This is a genomic window from Enterovirga sp. CN4-39 (genome assembly GCF_049446235.1).
In the GTDB taxonomy this organism is placed as follows: Bacteria; Pseudomonadota; Alphaproteobacteria; order Rhizobiales; family Beijerinckiaceae; genus Enterovirga.
The window spans coordinates 473,498-489,315 of sequence record NZ_JBMSEF010000001.1 but is presented as its reverse complement, the minus strand read 5'-3'; the positions used below and the strand labels follow the sequence as shown (position 1 = coordinate 489,315).

Below are 15,818 nucleotides of genomic sequence, written 5' to 3'. Positions count from 1 at the left end.
GAGGCCGAGAGGATGCCGAGCGGACAGATTTTGTTGGCCGATGACGATTCGGCGATCAGGACGGTTCTCAATCAGGCGCTCTCGCGCGCCGGCTACGACGTCCGGTCGACCGGGCATGCAGCGACCCTTTGGCGCTGGGCGGCACAGGGGGAGGGCGATCTCATCATCACGGACGTGGTGATGCCGGACGAGAACGCGTTCGACCTCCTGCCGCGCATCAAGAAGGTGCGGCCGGAACTGCCGATCATCGTCATGAGCGCCCAGAACACGTTCATGACAGCCATCCGGGCGTCGGAACGCGGAGCCTACGAGTATCTCCCGAAGCCCTTCGACCTGAAGGAGCTCGTGGCCATCGTCGGCCGGGCGCTGTCGCGGCCGCGCAATGCCGGCCAGAACGGCTTCGAGAAGGAGCAGGAGGAGATCCCGCTCGTCGGCCGCTCGCCTGCCATGCAGGAGATCTACCGGGCGCTCGCCCGGCTGATGCCGACGGACCTCACCGTGATGATCTCGGGCGAGTCCGGGACAGGCAAGGAACTCGTCGCCCGCGCCCTGCACGATTACGGCAAGCGCCGCAAAGGGCCGTTCGTCGCCGTCAACATGGCCGCCATTCCGCGCGACCTGATCGAGTCGGAACTCTTCGGGCACGAGAAGGGCGCCTTCACGGGGGCCCTGACGCGCTCGGCGGGCCGCTTCGAGCAGGCGGAAGGGGGCACGCTCTTCCTCGACGAGATCGGCGACATGCCCATGGAGGCGCAGACGAGGCTGCTGCGCGTGCTCCAGCAGGGCGAGTACACGACCGTCGGCGGCCGGGTGCCGATCAAGACGAACGTCCGGATCGTCGCCGCGACGAACAAGGATCTCCGCCAGTCGATCCAGACCGGCCAGTTCCGCGAAGACCTGTTCTTCCGCCTGAACGTCGTGCCCCTGCGCCTGCCGCCCCTGCGGGAGCGGAGCGAGGACATCCCGGACCTCGTCCGGCACTTCATGAACCTGGTCGAGAAGGAAGGTTTGCCGCGGAAGCAGATCGATTCCGACGCGCTCGACCGGATGAAGCGCTACCGCTGGCCCGGGAATATCCGCGAGCTGGAGAACCTGGTCCGGCGCCTCGCGGCTCTCTACCCGCAGGACACGATCACGGGTCCCATTCTGGATGCCGAGCTCGACACGTCGCCGCAGGCCTCATCGAGCGTCGAGGACACGGCCCCGGTGGAGGGCGAGACCCTGTCCATGGCGGTGGAGCGCCACCTCGGCGTCTACTTCAAGAAGTTCCCGAACACCCTGCCGCCTCCCGGCCTCTACCATCGCATCCTGCGGGAGATCGAAGGGCCGCTCATCGGCGCCGCGCTCGCAGCCACGCGCGGGAATCAGATCCGGGCGGCGGAGCTTCTGGGGGTGAACCGGAACACCTTGCGCAAGAAGGTTCGGGACCTCGACCTCCAGGTGATCCGATCATCGCGGTGAGCAGCGCTCCCCGCCGCCTGGACTTCGGAGCGTATCGGCTCTAATCGGCGGCTGTGGCCGTTATGCATCACTTCGCCCCGGCTTCGCGGATCTTCGCTCCGCGGACAGGGATGGCTTGCGGGTTGAACCATGCAGGCAGGTGAGCGGCCGCTAGCCCCGAAACCCGCCCGGCGCGCACGGGGCCCCGGCTGGATCGGGGCCTTCACGGTCGGCGCGGCGCTCTGCTCGGGGCTCGTCACCTTCTTCGTCCTTGCCGGGATGACCCCCATCCTGCCGACGCACGACGTCGTCGTGTGGGTGCTGGCGGGCAATGTCCTCCTGGTTCTTCTCCTGATCGGGATCGTCGCCTGGGAAGGCTGGACGATCGTTCGGGCCCGGCGGGAGGGAGCCGCGGCGGCCGGCCTGCATGTCCGGGTCGTCGCGCTGTTCAGCCTCGTCGCGGCCGCGCCGGCGATCCTGGTGGCCGTGGTGGCGAGCGCCATCCTGGAGCGGGGGCTCGATCCCTGGTTCACGGGCTCGATCAAGGCGCTGATGAGCAACACCGTCGAGATCGCGCAGGCCTATCGCGAGGACCAGTGCCGCACGCTGGCCCGCGAAACGCAGCTCATGGCCGGCGACCTCAACCGTGCGAAGGTGCTCTTCGACGCCGACAGGAAGCTGTTCCGCGATTTCCTTGCGTCGCGCGCGACATATCTCGGCTTCCCGCTCGCAATGATCGTGAAACCTGACGGCGCCATCGTCGAGCGGGTCGATGTCCGACCCATCCCGGGCGTGACGGGTCCCTCACCCGAAGACCTCAAGACGGCGAACGAGAACGAGGCGATCTGTGTCATCCCGCGGGTCGGCAACCTCTTCAGCTCGGTTCTCCGCCTCGCCGCCTATGATGGCGCGGTGCTCTTCGTCACCCGCCCGGTCGATCCTCGGGCGACGGAGTTCCCGCCCGTGGCCGAGGCCGGCGTCGCCTATTACCAGGCGCTCGAGGAGAAGCGGCTCGGCATCCAGGTGGCGTTCGCCTCGATGTTCGGCCTGATCGCGCTGATCGTCCTCCTCTCGGCGGTCTGGTTCGGCCTGAACTTCTCCAACCGCCTCGTTGCGCCGATCCGGCGCCTGATCCACGCGACGGACCAAGTCGCGACCGGGAACTTCTATGTTCAAGTTCCCGTTCGTCGGCAGGAGGGCGACCTCGCCCATCTCGGCGAGACCTTCAACAAGATGACCTCCGAGTTGCGGCGGCAGCACGACGGACTCACGGCGGCGAGCGATCTGATCGACCGCCGTCGGCGCTTCATGGAGGCCGTGCTGTCCGGCGTGTCGGCGGGCGTGATCGGCATCGACTCGCACGGCCTGATCACGATCGTGAATCCACCGGCCGAGTCGCTTCTGGAGGCGAAGCGGCAGGACCTCCTTGGACAGCCGATCGTGTCCGTGCTCCCCGAAATCGCCCAATTGATCGAGGAGGCGAGGCTTGGGCGGCTTCGACTCACTCAGCAGCAGATTCCGATTACGCGCCTCGGGCGGGAACGGACACTGAATATCCGCGTCACCAGTGAGCAGGCCCGAGGGGAGGACAAGGGTTTTATCGTGACGCTGGACGACATCACGGACCTGGTGACCGCGCAGCGGACCTCGGCCTGGGCCGACGTCGCCCGTCGCATCGCGCACGAGATCAAGAACCCGCTTACGCCGATCCAGCTCTCCGCCGAGCGAATTAGACGCAAGTACGGAAAGCTGATCACCACGGACCGCGAGGTATTCGACCAGTGCACGAACACGATCGTCCGGCAGGTGGATGACATCAAGAGAATGGTGGACGAGTTCTCTTCATTCGCGAGAATGCCGAAGCCGGCGATCGTCGAAGAGGATATAGTTGATACGGTTAGGCAGATCGTGTTCATGATGCGAATCGCCAATCCGGATATCAAGATTGTCGACGAGGTGCCGGAGGCTCCAATCCCGGCGAGGTTCGATCGGAGGCTGCTTTCGCAGGCGGTCACCAACATCATCAAGAACGCGACGGAGGCCATCGCGGCCGTGCCGGAGCAGGACAGGGGAGGGGCCGAGATCCGCGTGGCGGTGAAGGCTCAGGGGGGCGAGGTGATCATCGACGTGAGCGACACGGGCAAGGGTTTTCCGGTCGAGGGGCGGCAGCGTCTGCTCGAGCCGTACATGACGACCCGCGAGGGCGGGACCGGCCTCGGCCTCGCGATCGTCGGCAAGATCCTCGAGGACCATGGCGGCCGCATCGAACTCCTGGACAACCCGGCAGGCCGCGGAGGCCTCGTTCGCATGCGCTTCCAGCAGAACAACGCAGAGGCGACGCTCGCCGCTGCCGCTGAACACGTGGTGCCCGCATGAGCACGGACATCCTTGTCGTCGATGACGAAGTCGACATTCGCGAGCTCGTGGCCGGCATCCTGGAGGACGAGGGCCACGGCACCCGCAAGGCAGGCTCCTCGGACGAGGCGCTCGCCGCCATCCAGGCGCGCCGCCCGCATCTCGTCTTCCTGGATATCTGGCTCCAGGGAAGCCGGCTCGACGGGCTGCAGGTCCTGGACCTCATCAAGGCCGAGCACCCGGATCTTCCGATCGTGATGATCTCGGGCCACGGCAACATCGAGACGGCCGTTTCGGCCATCAAGGCCGGCGCCTACGATTTCATCGAGAAGCCGTTCAAGGCGGACCGCCTGGTGCTCGTGGCCGAGAGGGCGCTCGAGGCCTGGCGGCTGAAGCGGGAGGTGAAGGACCTCAAGGCCCGTTCCACCCAGGCGAGCCGCATCGCGGGCCGCTCGGTCGTCATGAACCAGCTTCGGCAGGCGATCGAGAAGGTGGCCCCGACCAATGCCCGCATCCTGATCGCGGGCGCTCCGGGCTCGGGCAAGGAGCTCGTCGCCCGGACGATCCACGCGCAATCGGCCCGCTCGTCGGGTCCGTTCGTGACGCTCAACGCCGCCGCCATCACGCCTGAGAACATGGAAGCCGAGCTGTTCGGCGTGGAGGCCAATGGGGAGCGTGGCCGGCGCACCGGCGCGCTGGAGGAGGCGCATGGCGGCTCGCTCTATCTCGACGAGATCGCGGACCTGCCGAAGGAGGTGCAGGGCCGCATCCTTCGGGTCCTCGTGGAGCAGAACTTCCAGCGTGTCGGGGGCTCGACCCGCGTGCATGTCGATGTCCGGATCATCTCCTCTTCGAGCCGCGACCTGCCGGCGGAGATCGAGCGCGGCGCGTTCCGCGAGGATCTCTTCCATCGTCTCGGGGTCGTGCCGATCCGGGTTCCGGCGCTGTCGGAGCGGCGTGAGGACGTGCCCGAGCTGATCGAGTTCTTCCAGGACCAGATCGCCACCACGACCGGCCTGCCCCGGCGCCGAATCGGCGAGGAGGCGATGGCCGTGCTTCAGTCGCACGACTGGCCCGGCAACGTGCGCCAGCTCCGCAACAACGTCGAACGCCTGATGATTCTGACGGCCGGTGACCCGGACGCGGAGATCACGGCCGAGATGCTCCCGTCGGAGATCGGGACGCTCGTGCCGTCGACGCCGAGCGGGGAGGGGGGCGAGCGCCTGATGAGCCTTCCCCTGAGGGAGGCGCGTGAGATCTTCGAGCGCGAATACCTTGTCGCGCAGATCGCCCGCTTCAGCGGAAACATTTCGCGTACGGCCGAGTTCATCGGAATGGAGCGCTCCGCGCTCCACCGGAAGCTCAAGCTGCTCGGGATTGGCGGATAGCTGGACTGGCGTTGCGCCTGCGAAAAGGCTTGCGCAATGCGGCATCAATCCGTGTAATGAGGAGCCGGTCAGAAGCGCGAGCTTTCAGACCAACGACAAGAGGCAGCCCGGCGTTGGCCGGCCGCGAGGGCTGACACGGGCTCAAACTATGCCGAACGAACGCGGCCAAAATCTGCAGGACACCTTCCTCAATCATGTCCGGAAGAACAAAGTCCCGCTCACGATTTTTCTCGTCAATGGCGTGAAGCTTCAGGGTATCGTGACCTGGTTCGACAGCTTCTGCGTCCTGCTTCGTCGGGATGGGCATTCCCAGCTCGTCTACAAGCACGCCATCTCGACAATCATGCCCGGCCATCCGATCCAGCTCTTCGAGCCGGACGAGATCGACCCCAAGCCGTAAGGACTTAAGTGGCGGAAACGCTCCCCTCGAAAGAAGACCGTCTCAAGCGGGCGGCCCAGCCCGAGCGGGACATTGCGGCCCGCACGCGAACTCTCGTGATCGGGCCGTATCTCGCGCGGGGAGCGGCTCCGGGGAGGGCAGGGGATGCGGACGCGCCCCCTCCGAATCCCCGGCCCGCACAGGCGCGGCTGGACGAGGCCGTCGGGCTCGCGCGGGCGATCGACCTCGACGTGGTCGACCAGTTCTCGCTCGTCGTGTCGTCGCCTCGCCCTTCCACGCTGCTCGGCAAGGGCAAGGTGGAGGAGATCGCGGGGCGGATCGCGGCCGACGACATCAACCTCGTCGTGATGGACGGCGCGCTGACGCCGGTGCAGCAGCGCAACCTGGAGAAGGCTTGGGGCGTCAAGGTCATCGACCGGACCGGCCTGATCCTCGAAATATTTGGTCGCCGTGCGCGGACGCGCGAGGGTGCGCTCCAGGTCGAGCATGCGCATCTCGCCTATCAGAAGAGCCGCCTCGTGCGGTCCTGGACCCACCTCGAACGCCAGCGGGGCGGTTTCGGCTTCCTCGGCGGCCCGGGCGAGACGCAGATCGAGGCGGACCGCCGCATCATCCAGGACAGGATGCGCCGAATCGAGCGCGACCTCGATGCCGTCAAGCAGACGCGCTCGCTCCATCGGGCGAGCCGACGGCGCGTGCCGTACCCGATCGTGGCCCTCGTGGGCTACACGAATGCCGGCAAGTCGACGCTCTTCAATCGGCTCACGACGGCGGAGGTCTTCGCCGAGAACCTGCTCTTCGCGACGCTCGACCCGACCTCCCGTGCGATCAAGCTGCCGCATGGCGAGACGGCGATCCTGTCGGACACGGTGGGCTTCATCTCGGATCTCCCGACGATGCTCGTCGCGGCCTTCCGGGCGACGCTCGAGGATGTGATCGAGGCCGACGTGCTCCTCCATGTGCGCGACATCTCGCATGGGGAGACCGAGGCCGAGGCCGCCGACGTCCAGAACGTCCTGCGCCAGCTCGGGATCAATCCGGACGACCGCGCCCGGGTGATCGAGGTCTGGAACAAGGCCGATCTGCTCTCGGGCCCGGACCGCGAGCGTTTCGCGGCGATCGCGGAGCGCGCGGGTTCCGACACGCGGCCAGCCCTGGTCTCGGCCGTCACGGGGGAGGGACTCGCTGCGCTCCTGGCGGAAATCGAGGGCCGGATCGCCAAGGGACGCCCCAGCTTCCGCATCGCGCTCGAGCCCGCCGACGGCGGCGCCGCGAATTGGCTCCATGAGGAGGCCGAGATCATCGACCGGCATCAGGCGGAGGATGGCCGCACCGAGATGATCGTCAGGATCGCGCCCGAGAAGGAGCCGCGGCTCTGGAAGCGCTTTCCTCAGGCCGAGAAGGTCGGCTGAGGGATCCTGGGCGGCGCGGCTTGATGGACGAGCTGCCGTTCCACGTCGTGACGGGCGGACCGGGCTCCGGCAAGTCGTCTCTCATCAAGGCCTTGCAGGCCGCCGGCTATCCGGTCGCGGAGGAGGCGGGGAGGGCGGTCATCCAGGGGCAGGCCGAGATCGATGGCCCCGCCCTGCCCTGGTCGGATCCTGCGCTCTTCGCCGAGCTCATGCTCGCCCACGACCTGCGCTCCTATCGGGAGGCCGCCCTTTCCGCCTTCCCGACCTTCTTCGATCGCGGCATCCCCGACGTGATCGGATATCTCCGTCTCACCGGACTTCCCGTTCCGACACACATGGAGACGGCAGCGAGGCGCTTCAGGTACGCGGGCCGGGTTTTCGTCGCGCCGCATTGGCCCGAGATCTATCGCCGGGATGCGGAGCGGCGCCAGGATCCGGCGGAGGCCGAGCGGACGTACCGGGCGATGTGCGAGACCTATCCCGACTTCGGCTACGAACTGGTGGAGCTTCCGCGCGCTCCGGTCGAGGCACGGGTCCGGTTCGTTCTCGAAACGATTCAGTCCGGCTGAGGGCCGCCGCCGCGCTCCGCCGCTTTCGCCTCGTCCCAGAGCCGGTCCATCTCCTCCAGTTCCGACTGTTCCGGCGAGCGTCCGACGGCGGCAAGAGCCTGCTCGACAGCCCTGAAGCGGCGCTCGAACTTGCGATTGGCGGCTGCGAGCGCTGCTTCTGGATCCACGTCCAGGTGCCGCGCGAGATTGGCGACGGTGAAGAGAAGATCGCCGACCTCCTCCGCGATCTCCGCCTTGTCTCCCAGGGCTGCAGCCTCACGGACCTCCGCGAGTTCCTCCTCGATCTTGGCGGTCACGCCCTGGATGTCCGGCCACTCGAACCCGACCTTCGCGGCCTTGCGGGTCAGCTTGTCGGCCCGGGTAAGGCTCGGCAACGCGGCCGGCACGCCGTCCAGGATGCTCGCAGGCTTGCTCCCATGGTGAGCGGCGCGTTCGCGCTTCTCGGCCGCCTTGATGTCGTCCCAGAGCCGTTTGACCTCGGCCGGCGCCAGGTCCCGCGCATTGCCGAAGACATGCGGATGGCGCCGGATCAGCTTGGCCGTGATCGCCTCGACGACGCCGCCGAAATCGAAAGCGCCGCGTTCCTCGGCCATCCGGGCGTGGAACACGACCTGAAGCAGCAGGTCGCCGAGCTCGTCCCGGAGATCATCCAGGTCGCCGCGGGCGATGGCGTCCGCGACCTCGTAGGCTTCCTCGAGCGTGTAGGGCGCGATCGTCTCGAAGCTCTGCGCGATGTCCCAGGCGCACCCGGTTCCGGGTGTGCGCAGCGCCGCCATGATGGCGAGCAGCATCGACAGATCCCGCGATGGCACCGGCTCGAACGCGCTGCCATCATCCGAGATCATCGCCGAGACGACAGCCGGCCTGGTGCTCACGAGCGGGCTCCGGAAAGGCTGAACAGGGGCAGGGCGGAGCCCCAGCGGCCATTCGCATAAGATATATTATGGAACCAGAGCGGCTCTCTCCGGCCTGCCAGGGATCCGCGGATCACAGGATGCCAGGATCCGCTGCTCACGGGGTCCATCCGATGCTCATGCCGTCGTAAGCCGGCTCGATCCCCTTGGGCAGTTCGCGGCGCAGCGTCTCGAAGTCGAGATCGGTGTGCATGTTCGTCAGCACGGCGCGACGCGGCCTCACCTCCGCAATGAAGGCCAGCGCCTCCGAGACGGAGAAATGTGTCGGGTGCGGCGTGTAGCGCAGCGCGTCCAGGATCAGCACGTCCAGGTCCTGGAGACGCTCGAGCGATTGGTCCGGGATGCGGCTGACATCCGGCACATAGGCCAGGCTGCCGAACCTGAAGCCCAGCGCAGGCGTCCGGCCGTGCTCCACGACGATCGGCAATGCCTCCACCGCGCCACCGGCTCCATCGATCACGAGCGGCACGTCATGATCGATGCGGTGGTCGTCCAGGATGGGTGGATAGTCGCTTCCGGGAGGCGTCGCGAAACAATAACCGAAGCGCTCCTGCAGGACCCGGCCCGTCGCTTCATCGGAATAGACCGGCATGCGACGGCGCATGTGGATGACCAGCGGCCTGAGGTCATCAATGCCGTGCGTGTGGTCGGCGTGGTCGTGCGTGATCAGCACGGCATCGAGCCAGCGCACATCGGCCGACAGAAGCTGCTCCCGAAGGTCCGGCGAGGTGTCGACCAGGACGCTGGTGCGGCCGTCGGGACCGGTCCGTTCCACGAGGATGGAGCAGCGCCGGCGGCGGTTCTTGGGGTTCCGCGGATCGGCCGCTCCCCAGCCCATGCCCACCCGCGGCACACCGGCTGACGACCCGCAGCCGAGAATCGTCAGCGTGAAGCTCATGCCGCGGATTTCCGATCCGTATCAGTGCCTTGCGCGGCCATGATAAAAAGCCGCTCGAAGTTGGCGGTGGTGATTTGAGCGATCTCCTCGGCGGAAACCCCGATCGTCTCTGCCAGCACCCGGGCCGTGTGCGCCACATAGGCCGGCTCGTTGCGCTTGCCGCGGTGTGGGACGGGCGCGAGGTAGGGCGCGTCCGTCTCCACGAGCAGGCGATCGCGCGGCACGACCTCGCGCGAGATCGACCTGATCTCGTCCGAGTTCTTGAACGTGAGGATGCCGGAGAAGGAGACGTAGAACCCGAGTTCGACCCCGACCTCGGCGAGCCGGCGTCCGGAGGAGAAGCAGTGCAGAATGGCGTCGAAGCGCCCTCGCCCGTGCTCCTCCGTCAGGATCCGGATCATCTCGTCGTCGGCATTGCGGGCATGGATGACGAGCGGCAATCCGCTCTCCCGGGCGGCCGCGATATGGGTGCGGAAGACGCGCTCCTGCACGTCCCGGGGGCTCTTGTCGTAGTGGAAGTCGAGCCCGGCTTCGCCGACGGCGATGCAGCGCGGATGCCGCACGGCCTCGACGATCGTCGAGGCGGCGACGTCCGGCTCCTCGGCGGCGTTATGCGGATGGGTGCCGATCGTGAAGAACACCTCCGGATGCTCTTCGGCGATGCGGCGGTAGACGTCCGCCTTGGCGACCCGGGTCGAGATCGTCACCATGCGGCCGATCCCGGCCGCCTTGGCGCGGGCGATCACGCCCGGCAAATCCTCTGCGAAGTCAGGGAAGTCGAGGTGACAATGCGAGTCGATCAGCAACGTCACGCAGCCTCCGTCGGCTCGACGTAGCGCGGGAAGATCGGTGCCGGGGCGGGCAGCGCCAGTCCCGCCGCGAGCCGGTTCTCAGCCCCGACCTGCGCGAAGGCGCGTGCCTCGCCGGGGACGGCGAGGAGGTCGAGCAGCTTCTCCGCCGCGTCCGGCACGAAAGGCTGGGCCATGATGGCGATCTCCCGCAGGACCTCGGCCGTCACGTACAGAACGGTCGCCATCCGGGCAGGATCCTGCTTTCGCAGGATCCAAGGTTCCTGTGACGCGAAATAGCGGTTCGCCTCGGCCACGACGGCCCAGATCTCCGCCAGGATCGTGTGCAGGGCAACGCCGTCCATGGCCGCCCTCGCCTTCCCGGGCAGCGCGTCCGCGAGCGCGAGCAGCGCCTCGTCGGCCTCCATGAGGCGAGCCGGCTCCGGTACCCGTCCGTCGCAGTTGCGCGCGATCATCGTCAGCGAGCGCTGAGCGAGGTTTCCGAGATCGTTCGCCAGGTCCGCATTGATCCGGTTGACGATCGCGTCATGCGAATAGCTGCCGTCCTGTCCGAACGGGACCTCCCGCAGGAGGAAGTAGCGGAACTGGTCGGCGCCATATTGCGTGGCGAGAGCGAAGGGGTCGACGACGTTGCCGACCGACTTCGACATCTTCTCCCCGCGGTTGAACAGGAAGCCGTGGGCGAAGACGCGCTTCGGCAGCGGCAGCCCGGCCGACATCAGGAAGGCCGGCCAGTACACGGTGTGGAAGCGGACGATGTCCTTTCCGATGACGTGGATGTTGGCGGGCCAATAGCGCCAGCGCGGCGCCTGTTCGTCGGGGAAGCCGGCTGCCGTGAGATAGTTCGTGAGCGCGTCGACCCAGACATACATGACGTGCTTCGGGTTTCCCGGAACCTGCACGCCCCAGTCGAACGTCGTCCGCGAGATTGAAAGGTCCTTCAGGCCCGACCGCACGAAGCTCATCACCTCGTTCCGGCGCTCGCGCGGCGCCACGAAGTTCGGCTCGCTCTCGTAGAGCGCGAGAAGGCGATCCTGGTAGGCGGAAAGGCGGAAGAAGTAGCTCTCCTCCTCGACCCATTCCACGGGCGAGCCGAGCGGCTCGCGGCGGACGCCGTCGTCGCCGACAGTGGTCTCGGTCTCGTCGAAGAACGCCTCCTGCCTGACCGAGTACCAGCCGGCATAGGTGTCGAGATAAATGTCGCCGGCCTCCTCCATCCTCTTCCAGATCGCCTGGCACGCGAGATGGTGCCTCGGCTCGGTGGTGCGGATGAAGTCGTCGTAGGTCACGCCGAGCGCGGCCATCATGTCGCGGAAGCGCTGCGAGTTGCGGTCCGCGAGTGCGAGGGGCGTCAGGCCCTCCGTGGCCGCCGTCTGCTGCATCTTCAGGCCGTGCTCGTCCGTTCCCGTCAGGAAGAAGACGTCCCGTCCCTCCAGCCGCTGGAACCGCGCAATCGCGTCCGAGGCGAGGGCCGTATAGGCGTGGCCGATATGGGGCACGCCGTTCGGATAGAAGATCGGGGTGGTGATATAGAAGGGCTCGCCGGCCATGCCGAACCTTGGAGAGTGATGCGGGCCGGTTCAGGCGGTAGCGCGGACAACCTCCGCCAGATCCCCGAACATCGACACGACGAATGGGCGACGATCGAGGTTGTAGGTTTCCACCGACCTCGCAGCGTCGGCGACCTTCTCACATAGCTCAGCAAGGGGTGCAAGGCGGGCAGGGCCGAGGGAGGTCCCTGCCCTGATGCGCTCGGACGCCCAGAGCTGGACGGCATCGAGCGCCAGCTCGAAATTTCCTTCCGTCCGCCGGTCCGCGAGCTTCTCGGCAAGGCTCAGCACGCGCTGCATCGGCACCTCGGGGAGAAGCTTCAGCAAGGCCGCGAGCTCGTCCAGGATGGCCTGGCGCTTGGGATCGAGCAGCGTGAGCGCCCGTCCGACGGAGCCGTCCGCCTTCTCGGCCGCTCCCCTCACCAGGTCCGAACCGCCCTCCCCGTCCGCCTGCATCTCGGGACTGAGGGAGCGCAGGACGTCCAGGATCTGCGCGCCGGAGAGCGGGTCCAGGTTGAGCTTGCGGCAGCGCGAGCGGATCGTCGGCAGGACGCGCTGGGGTGCGTGGGAGACGATGAGGATGGTCGATCGCGGCGGCGGCTCCTCGATCGTCTTGAGAAGCGCATTCGCCGACTGGACGGTCAGGTCCTCCGCCGAATCGACGATCATCACCCGGTGGCCGCCATTGGCCGCCGTCGTCCCGAAGAACGAGAGCGCGCGCCGCGTGGACTTGACGGGAATCGTCTTCGCCGGCGGACGGTCGACATCGGCGGACGCGGTCTCGAGATCGAGCACGATGAGGTTGCCGTGCGCACCCGCTGCGACCTGCCGGGCCGTCCGACTGGACGGCGCGATGGCGAGCGGCGCGCCCTCCTCCACCTCGTCCGGGCTCGCGAGGAGCCGGCGGGCCACGCGGTAGGCGAGCGTCGCCTTGCCGATCCCCTGCGCCCCTCCGATCAGCCAGGCGTGGTGGAGGCGGCCCGAGCGGATCGCCTCCCCGAAGCTGCGCTCCGCATCGGCATGGCCGACGAGGACTGCGCGCTCGCGCGGATGCGGTATGGCCGAGAGGTCGGGCCCGTCGTCAGCCATTCGCAGGCCTCCCGGCTACCTCCAAGGGCGTCAGCAGCCGGGCCTCGACTTCCGCCCAGATCAGCCGCTCGACGCTGTCGGGCGGCCCGGCTGCATCCACGACGGCGCAGCGCTCCGGCTCCGCCGCCGCGATGGCGAGGAAGGCCTCGCGGACGCGGCTGTGGAACGAAAGTCCCTCCGCCTCGAAACGGTCCCTCTCCTCCCCCGCGAGCTCCCGCCGCTGGCTCGCCCGCGCGAGGCCGAGCTTGGCGGGCACGTCCAGCACGAGGGTGAGATCGGGCGAGGCGCTGCGGACGGCAACCCGCTCGAGCGCCGAGACCAGCACCCGGGGAACCTCGCCGACCTCTCCCTGATACACGCGCGTCGAATCGGCGAAGCGGTCGCAGATGACGAAGGCGCCGTTTTCCAGCGCCGGCGCGATCGTGCGGTCGATGTGGTCGGCCCGTGCGGAGGCGAAGAGAAGCGTTTCCGCGAAGGCGCCATAGGGTTTGACCGCGCCGGACAGCAGCAGGCTCCGGATCGTCTCGGCGCGCTCCGACCCGCCCGGTTCGCGCGTCGTGACCACGCGGATGCCCCGCGCCTCGAGGCGGCGCCTGAGACGCTCGCTCTGCGTCGACTTCCCGGCCCCCTCCCCTCCTTCGAGGGTGATGAACCGGCCGCGACCCGAATGTGATTGCTGCCCCTGCATGGCGCGCGATCCTTAGCCCGGATCTCGGAGCCGTGCAGCCTCCGTGCGTCAGTAGATGCCGGCGTAGATCGGGCGCTGCGGCGGGAGGAGCGGCACGACGGGGAGCGGCGCGGCCTCCTCACGCGGCAGCGCCATGCCGGCAACCTCCCGCAACAAGGCCGGCCGGAGCGGCGGCAGCGGAACGCCGTCCGCCAGGTGCAGAGACGGCGGCTGCGCAGCGACGCGGATCGGCGTCGGCTGCGTGTAGGCCGGCCTCGTCGCAGGCGCCTCTCCGGCATCGTCCATCGCAGCCGCGCGGGCCGCGACCCGCGGCTCGGACGCCTCGGCCACCTCGATCCGGCGCGGTGCGGGCTGTGCCGGCCGCTCGCCGCTCAAGCCGGCATACATCGTCGCCCCGCCGCCCCGGAACGGAGCCGGCGTGCCGTCGAGACGAAGCGTCGCGAGCAGCTTCTCGTCGTCGCTGCCGCGCGTCGAGGCTTTCCCCAGATACTCGACGCGCACGCGGGTCACGCCCTTGCGGCGGAATTCGAGGGCATCCGATACGCGTTCGGAGACGTCGATCACGCGGTCCCGCTCATAGGGTCCGCGGTCGTTCACCCGGACCACCATCGAGCGCTTGTTCACGAGGTTCGTGACGCGGACATAGCTCGGCAGCGGCAGCGTCGGATGCGCGGCTGCGATCGACTGGCGGTCGAAGATCTCGCCATTGGCCGTGAGGCGGCCGTGGAAGGCGGTGCCGTACCAGGAGGCCCAGCCCTCGCGCACATAGCCCTTGCCGCGGTGGGGCACATAGGTGCGGCCGCCGACAACATAGGGCTGGCCGATCATCTCGCGGCCGCCGCCCTTCGGAATCGGCTCGCCTTCCGGGATGACCCTCGGGCTCGGCTTCACGCCATACTTGTTCCCGCCCTTGCGGCTCGCGACCTGCGGGCCCGCGCAATTCGCGACCATCAGGGCGAGGAGCATCACGGCCCCGCCCCTGAGGGCTGCCCGCGATATGCCCGCCCCGCCGCCCGACGGACGCGACTTCGGTTCGGGCACGACTTCTGTCGGACGCGGAAAGATCAACACCGGCTCCCTGGCGATGGAGCAGGATGCTGGGAGCGGCTTAAGGAAAGTTTGACGCGAATTGTAGCGGACTATCGCTGCGCGAAAGCTCAACGCTGTTAGGCGGTTGCGCTTGATCTCTGAACCGAAGGATCAGCTATTGCGACCGCTGCCGGGCAGGGATTCGGCCCAGGGACCCGCGGGCTGGTGCTCGCGGGCCGGCATGAAGACGCGCTCAGCGCGGCTGATTGAGCTGCTTGATCGAGAGCGCCCCACGCTTCTGGAACAGCAGGTCGAGCGCCTCCAGCATGAGCTGGTGGATCTTCGTCCGCTCCGTATAGGCGATGTCGCGCAGCTGATCGTAGACCGGCGGCTCGAGATAGACGGAGAGCTGCTTTGCGCGCTCCTTCAGGGTGCCGCGCGGGTTCGGCTCCTGCGGCTTGGCGGGGGCGAGTTGGATGACCTCCCCGCCCGCTCGGTTCGGGGTTGGCGCCGCGGAGGCGACGATCGACGCGAGACTGAGCTTAGGCGGCTTTGACATAGATGTGCCCCTGCGAACGCTTCTCGATCCAGGTCCACAAGCGGCGGATTTCCGAAGCGGCCTGTCCGGTCGGGTTGTATTCGGTCACGCCCTGCCCCATGCCGAGCGCATCCTGGTGGTCGTTACGCGTCACGATGTTGACGTCCGGAAGAACGCCCAGGACGGCCAGGCCGTCGGCAGCGTCACGCACACGGTAGGAGCGCGGCGGGGTCTGGTTCAGGACGAAGGCGAACTTCTTCTCCAGGCGATAGATCGCCGCGAGGGTCGGCTTGAAGGCGCGCAGGTCCGCCGGGGTGGGGCGGCAGGGAATGACGCAGAGGTCGGCCGCACGGATCGCGGCAAGGCTGCCCGGGGAATCGACGCCCGGCGTGTCGATGAAGACGTAGTCGAAATCCGAATCCCGCAGCCGGTTCATGATGTCGTCGAGCTGAGTCGCATCGATCTGGGCGACCTCGGGCGTGTCGGCCTTCCGGTGCTCCGCCCAGTCCGTGACGGTCGCCTGCCTGTCCATTTCGAGGATGCAGACCGACTGGCCCGCCTCCTGCGCCGCAACCGCCAGGGAGATGCACAGCGTGCTCTTTCCGCTGCCACCTTTCTGCGTCACGAACGTGATCGCCTTCATGGGCGTCCCTTTCCTTGTGGTACAAAAAGCGGACCCGCGCCGAGTCGCGTCGGGCCAGCACCCCCAGATCGAGAATCCTGCGATCCTGTGAACCAA

The 15,818-nt window shown here is 67.7% G+C and carries 15 protein-coding genes; 6 read left to right on the top strand and 9 right to left on the bottom strand.

Annotated elements, in window-relative coordinates; all coding sequences use genetic code 11:
* The first annotated feature begins 12 nt into the window (after positions 1-12).
* The 6 genes from ntrC to ACO2SS_RS02390 all read left to right on the top strand — a co-directional run bounded on the left by ntrC (position 13) and on the right by ACO2SS_RS02390 (position 7,564).
* Positions 13-1,461, top strand: a complete 1,449-nt coding sequence (ntrC, locus tag ACO2SS_RS02415) for a nitrogen regulation protein NR(I) (RefSeq protein ID WP_423275952.1) — start codon at positions 13-15, stop codon at positions 1,459-1,461.
* Between the two features lie 129 nt (positions 1,462-1,590).
* The gene (locus ACO2SS_RS02410) at positions 1,591-3,816 is read left to right on the top strand and encodes an ATP-binding protein (protein ID WP_423275951.1); all 2,226 of its coding nucleotides are present in this window, start codon (positions 1,591-1,593) and stop codon (positions 3,814-3,816) included.
* On the top strand, positions 3,813-5,183 hold the full coding sequence (locus ACO2SS_RS02405) for a sigma-54-dependent transcriptional regulator (protein ID WP_423275950.1): 1,371 nt from the start codon (positions 3,813-3,815) through the stop codon (positions 5,181-5,183). Before ACO2SS_RS02410 ends, ACO2SS_RS02405 begins: the two co-directional genes overlap by 4 nt.
* 148 nt (positions 5,184-5,331) lie before the next feature.
* Positions 5,332-5,583 carry an RNA chaperone Hfq gene (gene hfq / locus ACO2SS_RS02400; RefSeq protein ID WP_423275949.1) on the top strand — a complete coding sequence of 84 codons (252 nt, stop codon included), beginning with the start codon at positions 5,332-5,334 and terminating at the stop codon, positions 5,581-5,583.
* 8 nt (positions 5,584-5,591) lie between these two features.
* On the top strand, positions 5,592-6,995 hold the full coding sequence (gene hflX, locus ACO2SS_RS02395; RefSeq protein ID WP_423275948.1) for a GTPase HflX: 1,404 nt from the start codon (positions 5,592-5,594) through the stop codon (positions 6,993-6,995).
* A 23-nt stretch (positions 6,996-7,018) separates the two neighbouring features.
* Positions 7,019-7,564: an AAA family ATPase gene (locus ACO2SS_RS02390; protein ID WP_423275947.1), complete on the top strand. Its 546-nt coding sequence runs from the start codon at positions 7,019-7,021 to the stop codon at positions 7,562-7,564.
* On the opposite strand, the gene mazG is transcribed toward ACO2SS_RS02390, so the two are convergent.
* From mazG to ACO2SS_RS02345, 9 genes are all read right to left on the bottom strand, one after another.
* Positions 7,552-8,409, bottom strand: a complete 858-nt coding sequence (gene mazG / locus ACO2SS_RS02385) for a nucleoside triphosphate pyrophosphohydrolase (protein WP_423276227.1) — start codon at positions 8,407-8,409, stop codon at positions 7,552-7,554. The two genes, ACO2SS_RS02390 and mazG, sit on opposite strands and share 13 nt — an antisense overlap.
* 166 nt (positions 8,410-8,575) lie before the next feature.
* On the bottom strand, positions 8,576-9,376 hold the full coding sequence (locus ACO2SS_RS02380) for an MBL fold metallo-hydrolase (protein WP_423275946.1): 801 nt from the start codon (positions 9,374-9,376) through the stop codon (positions 8,576-8,578).
* Positions 9,373-10,182 carry a TatD family hydrolase gene (locus ACO2SS_RS02375; RefSeq protein ID WP_423276226.1) on the bottom strand — a complete coding sequence of 270 codons (810 nt, stop codon included), beginning with the start codon at positions 10,180-10,182 and terminating at the stop codon, positions 9,373-9,375. The genes ACO2SS_RS02380 and ACO2SS_RS02375 overlap by 4 nt, the downstream gene beginning before the upstream one ends.
* A gap of 2 nt (positions 10,183-10,184) precedes the next feature.
* The gene (gene metG, locus ACO2SS_RS02370; RefSeq protein ID WP_423275945.1) at positions 10,185-11,735 is read right to left on the bottom strand and encodes a methionine--tRNA ligase; all 1,551 of its coding nucleotides are present in this window, start codon (positions 11,733-11,735) and stop codon (positions 10,185-10,187) included.
* A gap of 30 nt (positions 11,736-11,765) precedes the next feature.
* Positions 11,766-12,824 (bottom strand): DNA polymerase III subunit delta', encoded by a 1,059-nt coding sequence (locus ACO2SS_RS02365; RefSeq protein WP_423275944.1) that lies wholly within the window; start codon positions 12,822-12,824, stop codon positions 11,766-11,768.
* Positions 12,817-13,512 carry a dTMP kinase gene (tmk, locus tag ACO2SS_RS02360; RefSeq protein WP_423275943.1) on the bottom strand — a complete coding sequence of 232 codons (696 nt, stop codon included), beginning with the start codon at positions 13,510-13,512 and terminating at the stop codon, positions 12,817-12,819. Before tmk ends, ACO2SS_RS02365 begins: the two co-directional genes overlap by 8 nt.
* A 48-nt stretch (positions 13,513-13,560) precedes the next feature.
* On the bottom strand, positions 13,561-14,580 hold the full coding sequence (locus ACO2SS_RS02355; protein WP_423275942.1) for a septal ring lytic transglycosylase RlpA family protein: 1,020 nt from the start codon (positions 14,578-14,580) through the stop codon (positions 13,561-13,563).
* Between the two features lie 214 nt (positions 14,581-14,794).
* A complete protein-coding gene (locus tag ACO2SS_RS02350) occupies positions 14,795-15,100 on the bottom strand; it encodes a ribbon-helix-helix domain-containing protein (protein ID WP_423275941.1) in 306 nt (101 codons plus the stop codon).
* On the bottom strand, positions 15,084-15,722 hold the full coding sequence (locus ACO2SS_RS02345) for an AAA family ATPase (RefSeq protein WP_423275940.1): 639 nt from the start codon (positions 15,720-15,722) through the stop codon (positions 15,084-15,086). The genes ACO2SS_RS02350 and ACO2SS_RS02345 overlap by 17 nt, the downstream gene beginning before the upstream one ends.
* Positions 15,723-15,818 lie beyond the last annotated feature (96 nt).